The sequence below is a fragment of the Protofrankia sp. Cr1 genome, assembly GCF_963555865.1.
Lineage (GTDB): Bacteria > Actinomycetota > Actinomycetes > Frankiales > Frankiaceae > Protofrankia.
The window spans coordinates 3,979-15,470 of record NZ_CAUVXO010000070.1; the positions used below are offsets into that span (position 1 = coordinate 3,979).

The window sequence follows — 11,492 nt, forward strand, 5'->3', positions numbered from 1 at the left end:
CGGTCTCCGCGCCAGGCGGTCTCAGCGCCAGGCGGTCTCGGAGACGGGGGAGCGGCCGATGAGCGGGCGCCACCACGACTCGTTGTCGCGGTACCAGGCCACGGTCTCCTTCATCCCGTCGGCGAAGCCGATCTCGGGTACCCAGCCGAGCTCGGCCCGAAGCTTGGACGAGTCGAGCAGGTAACGCCGGTCGTGCGACGGCCGGTCCGGCACGATCGTCTTGAGCGACGCGGACAGGCCCAGTTCGCCGAGGATGGTGTCGGCGATGGTCTCGATGTCGGCCTCCACCCCGCTGCCGACGTGGTAGGTCTCGCCGACCCGGCCCCGTTGGAGAACCACGTCGATCGCGGCGCAGTGGTCGGCGACGTGCAGCCATTCCCGCCGGTTGCGCACGGAGGCGTACAGCGGCAGGTTTTCCCCCTGCAGCGCCCGGGTGACGAACAGCGGGATGACCTTCTCCGGGAACTGGTACGGCCCGTAGTTGTTCGAGCAGTTCGTGATGGTCACGGGCAGGTCGTAGGTCAGGCCGTACGCCCGCACCGCGTGGTCGCCGCCGGCCTTGGCCGCGTTGTACGGCGTACGGGGCAGGTAGGGGGAGTCCTCGGTGAAGGCGCCCGGGTCGTCGAGGGCCATGTCGCCGTAGACCTCACACGTCGAGATCTGGTGAAAGCGCGCCACCCCGACCGTGCGGGCGGCCTCCAGCAGCGTCTGCGTACCGATGACGTTGGTGGAGAAGAACTCACCCGGGCGAATGATCGCCAGGCTGTTGTGCGACTCGGCGGCGAAGTTGACCACGATGTCGACGTGGTGCTCACGCAGCAGCGATTCGACCAGCTCGCGGTCGCGGATGTCGCCGTGTACGAAGGTGATCGCGTCCAACACGTCGCTGAGGTTCTCCCGGCAGCCCGCGTAGGTCAGCGCGTCCAGCGCTACCAGGCGGTCGCCAGCGTGCCGCTCACGCCAGTAGCGGACGAAGTTCGATCCGATGAACCCGGCGGCTCCGGTCACCAGCAGCGTCGACATGGTGTGAACGTCCCCCTTGGAATGAAAGTCGAGATCGGCGGCCGCGGCAGCCGACTGGAGCGCACGGGGCACGCGCCACCTGGAATCCGGCGCAGCCCTGCGCCACCCTCTCATGACCCGGTGACGCCGATCACCGGGGCACACCGACGCGGGCGCGGGTATCCGTACTCTGTGAGTATGGGTTCGGTGGTGACGTTCGCAGCGTCCAGGTCCGTCGCCCTGAAAGTTCCCGGCGTTGACGTTCACGGCTTCGTGAGGGGCCGTGACGCGGGCCGTGTCGTCCTGCTGCCGCGTTTGCTGACGTCTTCCCGGAAGGCCACGTGCACCTATGATCATCGCGTCCGATCTGGAGCTGCGGGCCGGCGCCCGCACACTCATCGAGGCGGTGTCGTTCCGCATCCAGCCGGGTGACCGGATCGGGCTGGTCGGACGCAACGGCGCGGGCAAGACCACCCTGCTCAAGACGCTGGCTCGCGAGACGCTGCCGTTCGCCGGAAAGATCGACGTCCGTGGTGACCTCGGTTACCTCCCGCAGGACCCGCGGGCCGGTGACCCGGCCGACACCGCTCGTGATCGCGTGCTGTCCGCCCGCGGCCTCGACGTGCTCGTGCGGGAGATGGAGAAGCTCCAGCTGGAAATGGCGGAGCTGGTCGACGATGCCGCACGGGACGTGGCGATCCGCCGCTACGGTCGCCTGGAGGAGCGTTTCGGCACCCTCGGCGGGTACGCGGCCGAGGCCGAGGCAGCCCGGATCTGCTCCGCGCTGGGCCTTGCGGACAGGGTGCTCGGCCAGCAGCTTGAGACGCTGTCCGGTGGCCAGCGCCGCCGGGTCGAGCTGGCCCGCATCCTGTTCGCCGGCGCCGGTGACAGCGACGCGACCCTGCTGCTCGACGAGCCCACCAACCACCTCGACGCCGACTCGATCGCCTGGCTACGCGAGTTCCTACGCTCCCACGACAGCGGGCTGGTTGTGGTCAGCCACGACGTCGACCTGCTCGACCGCTGCGTCAACAAGGTCTTCTACCTCGACGCCACCCGCGCGGCCCTCGACGTCTACAACGTCAACTGGAAGACCTACCTGGCCCAACGGGATCTCGACGAACGCCGCCGCCGCCGGGAGCGGGCCAACGCCGAGAAGAAGATCGACGCGTTGAAGGCCCAGGCCGACAAGATGCGCGCGAAGGCCACCAAGGCCCGTGCGGCCCACCAGATGGACCGCCGGGCCGACCGGCTCGCCGCGGGTCTCGCCGACGTACGGGTCGCCGACCGGGTCGCCAAGCTCCGGTTCCCCGATCCGGCGCCGTGCGGCCGGACCCCGCTGACCGCCACCGGCCTGTCGAAGTCCTACGGATCCCTGGAGGTCTTCGCCGGTGTCGACCTGGCCATCGACCGCGGCGCGCGGGTCGTGATTCTCGGCCTCAACGGTGCCGGCAAGACGACCATGTTGCGGATGCTCGCGGGCGTCGAGTCCCCGGACACCGGCGAGGTCCACCATGGTCACGGGCTGCGGCTGGGGTACTACGCCCAGGAGCACGAGACGCTGGACACCGACCAGTCGGTGTTGGACAACATGCGCGCCGCCGCGCCGGGCACCTCCGATGTGGAGCTGCGCCGCATCCTGGGTGCCTTCCTGTTCAGCGGAGACACCGTCGCCCAGCCGGCGGGCACGCTCTCGGGCGGGGAGAAAACCAGGCTGGCACTGGCCGGGCTCGTGTGCAGCGCCGCGAACGTGTTGCTGCTGGACGAGCCCACCAACAACCTCGACCCGGCGTCGCGTGGCGAGGTCCTCGCGGCTCTCGCCACGTTTCGAGGGGCGGTGGTGCTGGTCACCCACGACCCGGGCGCGGTCGAGGCGCTGGCCCCGGACAAGGTGCTCATGCTGCCCGACGGCGTCGAGGACTCCTGGTCCGCGGACCTCGCCGAGTTGATCACTCTCGCCTGACCGGGTAACCGCAACCCGCTGCTGTCGGCCACACCAGGTGTAGCTGTCCAGGGGCGTCGAGCAGGAGCGAGCAGGGGCGTCGAGCAGGAGCGAGCAGGGGCGTCGAGCAGGAGCGAGCAGGGGCGTCGAGCAGGAGCGAGCAGGGGCGTCGAGCAGGAGCGAGCAGGAGCGAGCAGGAGCGTCGTAGCAGGAGCGGGCAGGAGCGTCGAGCAAGGATGGTCGTGTGAGCGCGGAAGGTGGCACGAAGGCGGTTCTGGCCGCGCTGGCGGCCAATCTGGGGATCGCGGTGGCGAAGTTCGTCGCGTTTGTCATCACTCAGTCGTCGTCGATGCTGGCCGAGTCCATCCACTCGGTCGCGGATTCGGGCAACCAGGTCCTGCTCCTGCTCGGTCAGCGGCGCGCCACCCGTCCGGCCGATGAGGAACACCCGTTCGGTTACGGGCGCTCGCGCTACATCGCCGGCTTCCTCGTCGCGATCGTGCTGTTCAGCATCGGTGGCCTGTTCTCGGTCCACGAGGGCGTGGCGAAGCTGCGCCACCCCCACGAGCTCGACAGCGCTGCGGTGGCGATCGTCGTCCTGCTCGTGGCGACGGTCCTGGAGGGGTTCTCCCTGCGCACCGCGATCGCCGAAGCCCGCCCGCTCAAGGGTGACGCCTCATGGTGGGGGTTCGTCCACGCCGCCCGTGCCCCGGAACTGCCCGTGGTGCTTCTGGAGGACCTTGCCGCGCTGGTGGGCCTCGTGTTCGCCCTTGCCGGCGTGGGTCTCACGCTGGCAACCGGCGACCCGATCTGGGACGGGGCGGGCACGCTGGCGATCGGCATCCTGCTGCTGACCGTGGCAGTGGTCGTGGCGGTCGAAACCCAGGCGATGTTGGTAGGGGAGGCGGCCACTCCGGCGATGGTCGCCACCATCCGTAGCGCTCTCGCGGGGTCGCCGCATGTCACGCGGGTCATTCATCTGCGCACGCTGCACCTCGGCCCGGATGAACTCCTCGTGGCAGCCAAGATCAGTATGGATGTCGAGCTGACCCTGCCCGCTGTCGCGCGCGCGATCGACGGCGCCGAGGCGGCGCTGCGGGCGGCTGTGCCGATCGCGTGCAGGGTCTACCTGGAGCCGGACATCGTCCACCAACCGGCTGACCGGCTGACCGGCTACCGGCTGACCAGGAGGCCGGCAGGCGCGTTGCCGGTGAGTCACAGGGTCCCGGGCAGGAAGGCCCGGGCGACAATCGCGCTGAGGGCCCCGACAGTGGTCAGGCCCAGCGGAAGGGTGCCCGCCTGGGTCATGTCGCCCGGGCCCTGCGGGCGTGGGCTCGGTGCCAGCGCGGGTACCAGCAGCCAGCAGTAGAACGGCAGCCAGGACCGCTCGGGATGGGCGCCGGTCAGACCGGTCACCATCCCGAAGCCGATCGCGGGGACGGCGCCGACCAGAAAGGGCCAGCCGGGTGTGAGCCGGACCCGCCGTGCTGCCCGAATGATCGTCGGTCCGCAGGCGGCCAGGACGACCGCGAGACCGGGGGGGACGCGGGCGACCCACGCCGGGACACCCGCGGTGCTACCGGGGATGTGCGTGGTGGCGTGGACGACCTGGTCGTGCGCGACCGCCAGCCCGTCCGGCCAGGAAAACCCCAGGAACGCGGCCACGGACAGCGGCAGCAGGACGCAGCCGCCGGTGATCACGTTGAGCAGTGGTCGCCGCCGGACGAAGTAGGTCGCCACTACCGTGATTCCCAGCCACGGCACCGCGTAGCCGCAGAGCGTCGCCACGCCGATTCCCAGGCCGCATCCCGCTGCCCACCGCAGGTGTCTACCCGGTTCGGATCCGATCACCCCGAGCGTGACGAAGGCGGCGGCCAGGGTCGCGGTCACTGCGTCCGCCGCCGGTATCCACACCGCCCACGGGGCCAGCACCAGCACCGGCGCAAAGCGGCGGGCGGCCCGGTCGTGGCACAACGACCGGACCGCGATCGCGGCGAGCGGGACGGTGGCCGCGCCCACGACCGTCAGCACGACTCCCAGCGCGCTCGGGGCCCTGATGCCCAGCCGTGTCAGCGCCCACAGCACCAGCACCAGCCCGGGGGGATGTGCCCGGGTGCCGCTGCCGGAAGCGGCCCCCTGGTGGGCCCCCTGGTGGGTGTAGCTCCGCAGGAAGCCCACCGGGTCGGCGTCCGCGGCGGCCACATCCGACAGGTAGCCCGGCCCGTTGCCAAGTGGTCCGGCAAGGCCGCTCAGGCCGTGCACGGAAGCCAACGCGAGCGTCCATGCCAACGACGCCACGTAGGCGGTGATGAGCAGCGTGCCCCACCGCAGCCGGATGTGAACGTCTCGCCATGCGGCGACGATGACCACGGCCAGGACTGCCGGGGCGAGAAGGGACGTCGGCGAAATGTGCGGGCGCCGGTCTGCCGTGAACGGTATGCCGGCGAGCAGCGTCGGCAGCGGTTCGGCTTCGCCTCCGCCGGCGCGCAGGAGCGCGGTCAGGCCCAGACAGGCAATCAGCGCCCCCATCCAGATTGCGATTTCGCCGAACTCGGTCGGGTCTGCGCCGGTGAACGGTAGTCGTGGCAGACGGCTGCGACATCCCCGCGGATCGGAGCTCCCCGATCGAACGGCGGGCCGCAAAGGCGCTCTCATGGCTGCATGCCCGCCGCGATGCCCACATGTGCACCGTAGCCAGGTCGACGGTGCCGGGTTCGGGTGGTGCACGATGTTCACCGGCGCGGATTCGGCGATGGTCGTCGCGACGCGCCGAAGTCACTGTCGGACCAGACAGGGGCGATTAGGGACACTGGCCTTCGCTGACGTTGGTGGATGTGCCGATTCTCCTGCTGCGGTGGGCGAAACAGCCATCGGTCCCGTGGTCGGGCGTTGGTGGTCCGGTGATGGGAAGAAGGGAAAAGCCGAGCGCAGCCGGGGGTTGGTCGGGCGCGTGAAGAGGACAGTGTGATGGATCACATGCGCTTCGAGTGGCGCGTTCACCGCGACTGAGTGAAGATCGGTTCGCAGATCATCTATCACGGAGGGGGCCACATTGGCCGAGCTTAGGAAAGGAACCCGGATCACCGGCGCGGAGCGCGACAAGCTTGCATCAGAGCTTCGGAAGAAGTATGAGGCGGGTCAGAGCATCCGCCTCCTCGCTGAGTCGTCGGGTCGTTCGTACGGGTTCGTTCACCGGATCCTCTCGGAGTCCGGAACAACTCTGAGAGGCCGGGGCGGCGCAACCCGCGGCAGTAAGAAGAAGAGCGTCTGATCATGTTGCAACCGGCCGCCGCCGATCTGGCGGCGGCCGGTCTGACCCTGACGATCGAGGGTTCGCGGGCGACCGTCACCGTCGATCGTCAGGATCGCGGCGCCGCCTGCGCGCGCGCCGTGCCCGCCGTGGGAGTGCTAGCCGATATCGGGAGATGTCTGCCCGGAAGCATTCGGCTGGTGCTTCTTCGGATCATCGGCGGTTTGCCACCGTTTGATCATGTCCGGGTCGACCCGACCGCTGCCGGCGGCCGGGACCGACCCGGCATGGCCGGTGACTGCCCTGCCAGCCCTGCCAGCCCTGCCAGCCCCGGCTTCGTTGGCGACCGCCAGTGCGCGCTCGACTGGTTGTCCCGGCCCGACCTGTTCAGCATCGCTGTCGTCAGCGGGTGGGCGGTGGGCGCTCTGCGCCTGGCACTCGCCTGCGACCTGCGGGTCTTCTGTGCGGACGCGTACCTGGCCATGGACGGGATCCGGCACGGTCGCGTTCCGGCGCTCGGGGTATCGGACACGTTGGTCGATCTGGTCGGCTATGGCCGGGCGCTGGACCTCTGCGTGACCGGACGGGCGGTATCCGGCACGCAGGCGTACATGTTGGGACTCGCGGACCGGGTCGCGGCCCCCGTCGATCTGGCGGATGCGGTGGAGGATCTCGCCGCCGCGCTGCTTGCCCCGCCCCGGGGCCTGGCCGTCGAGGTCAAGGCCTTGCTGCTGCACAGCCGCGAGCGCTCCCGACCAGACCAGCGCCGTGCCGAACGGGATGCCCAGCTGCGTGCCGAACGGGATGCCCAGCTCCGCACGTCAGCTGAGGCAGTGCCGCCGGGATGACGGGCCGCCGGCGCGGGAATGATCCGTAGCTGCAGGCTGCTTACAGTGTTGCAGTTGTGATGACATCGACGCCAAGGTGGACTGATGAGAATTGCGGACGGCGGGCCGCCCATCAGCGCACGGGCCTTCCAGCGTGACCGTTCGATCGCGCACCAGAAACTGCGGCCGGGCACTCTGCGCCGGATCGTGGAGTTCGCACGCCCGTACCGCCGGATGCTGGCCGGCTTCCTTGTGCTGATCGTCATCGACGCCGCGCTGGGCGCCACCACGCCACTCATCTTCAAATCGATCATCGATGACGGAATCATTCCCGGGCGGGTGGGCGTCGTGGAGGCGCTCGCGGCGCTGGTCGGTGCGATCGCCATCGTCGACGCGCTGCTGGCGCTGGCGCAACGCTGGTTCTCGGCTCGCATCGGCGAAGGTCTCATTTTCGACATGCGGGCCCGGGTCTTCGACCACGTCCAACGTCAGCCGCTCGCCTTCTTCACCCGCGCCCAGACCGGTGCCCTGATCTCGCGGCTGAACAGCGACGTCCTGGGCGCGCAGTCGGCGTTCACCGGGACGCTGTCCGCCGTCCTGTCGAACGTCGTGTCCGTCGGTTTCGTCCTTGCGGCGATGATCGCGTTGTCGTGGCAGATCACCATCGTGTCGCTGGTTCTGCTGCCGGTGTTCGTCATCCCGGCGCGGTTGCTCGGTCCGAAACTCGCCGCGCTCACCCGGGAGGGCTACGGGCTCAACGCCGAGATGCACACGACGATGACCGAACGGTTCAACGTGTCGGGGGCACTGCTGGTCAAGCTCTACGGCCGGCCGTCGACGGAGAACCACAGTTTTGCCGCCAAGGCCTCCCGGGTCCGTGACATCGGTGTGACCCAGGCGATGTACGGCCGGATCTTCTTCGTCTCGTTGACGATGGTCGGGTCACTGGCGACCGCCATCGTCTACGGAGTCGGTGGCCGGTTCGCGGCCGAGGGCATCCTCGCGGTCGGCACAGTCGTCGCGCTGACGTCGTACCTGTCCCGCCTCTACGGGCCGTTGACCCAGCTGTCGAACGTCAACGTCGACGTGATGACCGCGTTGGTCTCCTTCGAGCGGGTGTTCGAGGTGCTCGACCTGAGCCCGGCCATCGCCGACCGGCCGGATGCGGTCGACCTGCCCCGCGGGTCGGCGACGGTCGAGTTCGACGACGTCGGGTTCGGCTACCCGGCCGCGGACGAGGTGTCGCTGGCGTCGCTGGAGTCGGTGGCCATCCTCGACCGGCGGGTACCTGAACCCGTCCTGCATCACATCTCGTTCCGCATCGCACCCGGTGAGCTGGTGGCCCTGGTGGGGCCGTCCGGCGCAGGCAAGACGACGATCAGTCAACTGGTGCCCCGGATGTACGACGCACGTACCGGGACGGTCCGGGTCGGCGGCCATGACGTCCGCGACGTCACTCTTCGCTCATTGCGCGATGCCGTGGGCGTTGTCACGCAGGATGCGCATCTGTTCCACGACACGATCCGGGCGAATCTCGTCTACGCCCGTCCGGAGGCGAGCGAGGAGCAGATGTGGTCGGCGATGGAGGCTGCCATGATCGCATCCGTTGTGCGGGCGTTGCCTGACGGCCTCGACACGGTCGTCGGGGACCGTGGCTACCGGCTCTCCGGCGGTGAGAAGCAGCGGCTGGCGATCGCGCGGCTGCTGCTCAAGGAGCCCTCGATCGTCGTTCTCGACGAGGCCACCGCCCACCTTGACAGCGAGTCCGAGGCGGCGGTCCAGCGGGCGCTGGCCACCGCTCTGGCCGGTCGGACATCACTGGTGATCGCGCATCGCCTGTCCACGGTTCGCGACGCCGACCGGATTCTGGTGATCGACGGTGGACGGGTAGTCGAGAGCGGGCGGCACTCCCAGCTGCTGGCCAGCGGCGGCCTGTACGCGGAGCTGTACCGCACTCAGTTCGAAGGCCAAGCCCCAGCGCCGGCGGTCGAGGATCTGACCGCCGGCAATCGCGGCGAACAGGAAACCGCGGCCGTCGGCTGAACCGCGCCCGGGCGGTGCCGGTCACGTCGGGCGGTGTTTTCACACATGTGTGCCTGATTTCACCGGGGACCATCCGGGTCATTTCACAGGTGTTGTCCGGGCCGTTGCCCCGGGACCAACGGCGTCACGTGGTCGACGCGCGGCTCGCCGGCGTGCCTACGCGGGGCGTCCCCTTCCGCTGTCGGGAAGCGGCTCATCCGAGCTGTCGTCACCGTTCACCGCGGTCGCGTCGGGGTCGTCATGGGGGAGGGCGATGTCTACATCGCCGGATGGATGGCGGTGGATCGCCGGGTTTTCGCTCATCTGTCTGCCCACCGTGACCTGGGAAGTTACCTGGACCTGCCGGTCTGTGCACCCATTGGAGAGCTCTTCGTAGGGATCGCTCGGCTCCCTTGCCGACGCCCTGGTCCGGTTCGGTGTCCACGCGCTGCGCCGCGGTGCGGACACGTCGACCGTACGCCGTCGCACCACGTACCGCAGCTTGTGGCGTGGCTGGGTCCTATTTCCTGTAGACGTAAAAGGTTCCGGGTGTCGTTCAGTCGATAGTGGGGGCGGTGTCCAAGCCCCCGGCATCATTTCCTAGGCTTATCCCGTGTCTCGTCGCGCGAAAATTGTGTGTACACTCGGTCCGGCCACCAGCTCACCCGACATGATCCGGGCGCTGGTCGAAGCCGGTATGGACATCGCCCGCCTCAACCTCTCCCATGGCTCCCACGACCAACATGCCGAGACCTACCTGCGCATCCGCGCCGCTGCTGATGCTGCCGGACGCAGTGTCGGCATCCTTGTCGATCTTCAGGGGCCGAAGATCAGGCTAGGGAAGTTCGGGTCCGGGCAGGTCACCCTGCTGCCCGGCCAACAGTTCACGATTACCACTGATGACGTCGTCGGTGATCAGCATCGGGTTGGAACGACGTTCTCAGGGCTGACCGCCGACGTCACCAAGGGTGACCACATCCTCGTCGACGACGGCCGGCTGGTGCTTGACGTCACCGACGTGGTCGGCACCGACGTCCACACCACGGTCTCCATCGGTGGTCCGGTCAGCGATCACAAGGGGATGAACATCCCGGGCGCAGCCCTCGGGGTGCCCGCGTTGACCGACAAGGACACCGAGGACCTCCGCTTCGGGCTCGGTCTGCCTGCCGACATGATCGCTCTGTCGTTTGTCCGGTCGGCCGCCGACATCGAAAAGGTTCGAGCGGTGATGGACGAGGTCGGCGTGCGCCTCCCCGTCCTCGCCAAGATTGAGAAGCCGCAGGCAGTCGACCAGCTCGAGGAGATCGTCGAAGCGTTCGACGGCCTGATGATCGCCCGTGGTGACCTCGGCGTGGAAATGCCGTTGCAGGTCGTGCCGCTGGTCCAGAAACGCGCCGTGTCATGGGCGCGCGAGCGTGCGAAGCCGGTGATCGTGGCCACCCAGGTGCTGGAGTCGATGGTCCACGCCCCCCGGCCCACCCGTGCCGAGGCCAGCGACTGCGCCAATGCCGTCCTCGACGGTGCCGACGCGATCATGCTGTCGGCGGAGACCAGCGTCGGTGACTACCCCATCGAGGCGGTCTCCACGATGGCACGGATCATCGAGACGGTCGAGGTTGATCTTTCCCGGATTCCGCCGCTGCGGACCCGTCCACGCACGGTCGGCGGGGCGCTGGCCGAGGCCGCCGCGAACGTCGGCGGAGCCATGGGTGCCCGCTACCTCGTCGCGTTCACCCAGAGCGGGGACACAGCGCGCCGTCTCGCGCGGTACCGCAGCCCCATCCCGCTGTTGGCCTTCACGCCGGTGCCGGCCGTCCGCAGCCAGCTGGCGCTGCTGTGGGGCGTCGAGACCTTCCTGGTCCCGTTCGCGCACAGCACCGACGAGATGGTCCGGCAGGTCGACAACGCGCTGGTGCAGCTGGAGCGTTGTCGGCCCGGTGAGCTGGTTGTCGTCGTCGCGGGGACACCGCCGGGTGTGGCCGGGATGACCAACACCATCCGGGTGCACCGTATCGGGGAGGAAGTCTAGCCATAGTGGTCGGCGCCGCAGTGCTCTGGGGTTGGCCGCGATCCGCGGAGGTGCGGACCAGCCCGTAGTGTCTGCGGCACGATGATGGGGGGCCCGGGGTCGGGCGGACACCTGCGCTCTGTCCGTTCCGTCCAGGCACACTGGCTGGTCAGGGCGCACGCGCTGGCCAGGCGAACGCATGGCACAGCCGGATCGGGGCTGTGGCAGTTTGCGGGCAGTTTCCGGCGTCGACCACTATGTCCCTGGGCCACTCGCCGGACCCCGACCCGGCCCAGCTGACCCGGGAGCGTGTGCAATGACCGAACAGCCGGCGCGGCGGCCTCGCGAAACAGACCGGGACGACGATGCCGGCGGGGAGGCCGGGGCGTCGCCGGCGCAGACCCCGTCCCGGGCGATGCGCCCGCAGAGTCCATCGGTGCG

The 11,492-nt window shown here is 69.2% G+C and carries 8 protein-coding genes and 1 pseudogene; 6 read left to right on the top strand and 3 right to left on the bottom strand.

Going from position 1 to position 11,492, the window contains the following annotated elements:
* Positions 1 to 21: 21 nt before the first annotated feature.
* Positions 22 to 1,023 carry a dTDP-glucose 4,6-dehydratase gene (gene rfbB / locus U9980_RS08770; RefSeq protein WP_322767476.1) on the bottom strand — a complete coding sequence of 334 codons (1,002 nt, stop codon included), beginning with the start codon at positions 1,021 to 1,023 and terminating at the stop codon, positions 22 to 24.
* Between the two features lie 328 nt (positions 1,024 to 1,351).
* On the opposite strand from rfbB, the gene U9980_RS08775 reads away from it, so the two are divergent.
* Positions 1,352 to 2,965, top strand: a complete 1,614-nt coding sequence (locus U9980_RS08775; RefSeq protein WP_322767472.1) for an ABC-F family ATP-binding cassette domain-containing protein — start codon at positions 1,352 to 1,354, stop codon at positions 2,963 to 2,965.
* A gap of 223 nt (positions 2,966 to 3,188) precedes the next feature.
* Positions 3,189 to 4,106, top strand: a pseudogene (locus U9980_RS08780) (cation diffusion facilitator family transporter); the annotation flags it as partial.
* Positions 4,107 to 4,159: 53 nt separating this feature from the next.
* On the opposite strand, the gene U9980_RS08785 reads toward U9980_RS08780, so the two are convergent.
* Positions 4,160 to 5,473: a hypothetical protein gene (locus tag U9980_RS08785; protein WP_322767473.1), complete on the bottom strand. Its 1,314-nt coding sequence runs from the start codon at positions 5,471 to 5,473 to the stop codon at positions 4,160 to 4,162.
* A 523-nt stretch (positions 5,474 to 5,996) separates the two neighbouring features.
* Between U9980_RS08785 and U9980_RS08790 the strand changes: the two genes are divergently transcribed.
* The 3 genes from U9980_RS08790 (at position 5,997) to U9980_RS08800 (ending at position 9,064) form a co-directional block, all read left to right on the top strand.
* Positions 5,997 to 6,215 (top strand): helix-turn-helix domain-containing protein, encoded by a 219-nt coding sequence (locus U9980_RS08790; RefSeq protein ID WP_131766260.1) that lies wholly within the window; start codon positions 5,997 to 5,999, stop codon positions 6,213 to 6,215.
* Positions 6,216 to 6,217: 2 nt separating this feature from the next.
* Positions 6,218 to 7,042, top strand: a complete 825-nt coding sequence (locus U9980_RS08795; RefSeq protein ID WP_322767474.1) for an enoyl-CoA hydratase/isomerase family protein — start codon at positions 6,218 to 6,220, stop codon at positions 7,040 to 7,042.
* 84 nt (positions 7,043 to 7,126) lie between these two features.
* The gene (locus U9980_RS08800) at positions 7,127 to 9,064 is read left to right on the top strand and encodes an ABC transporter ATP-binding protein (RefSeq protein ID WP_322767475.1); all 1,938 of its coding nucleotides are present in this window, start codon (positions 7,127 to 7,129) and stop codon (positions 9,062 to 9,064) included.
* A 156-nt stretch (positions 9,065 to 9,220) separates the two neighbouring features.
* Here the strand turns inward: U9980_RS08800 and U9980_RS08805 are convergent, their stop codons facing one another.
* A complete protein-coding gene (locus tag U9980_RS08805; protein WP_322750023.1) occupies positions 9,221 to 9,367 on the bottom strand; it encodes a hypothetical protein in 147 nt (48 codons plus the stop codon).
* A 289-nt stretch (positions 9,368 to 9,656) separates the two neighbouring features.
* Between U9980_RS08805 and pyk the strand changes: the two genes are divergently transcribed.
* On the top strand, positions 9,657 to 11,072 hold the full coding sequence (gene pyk / locus U9980_RS08810) for a pyruvate kinase (protein WP_322750022.1): 1,416 nt from the start codon (positions 9,657 to 9,659) through the stop codon (positions 11,070 to 11,072).
* Positions 11,073 to 11,492 lie beyond the last annotated feature (420 nt).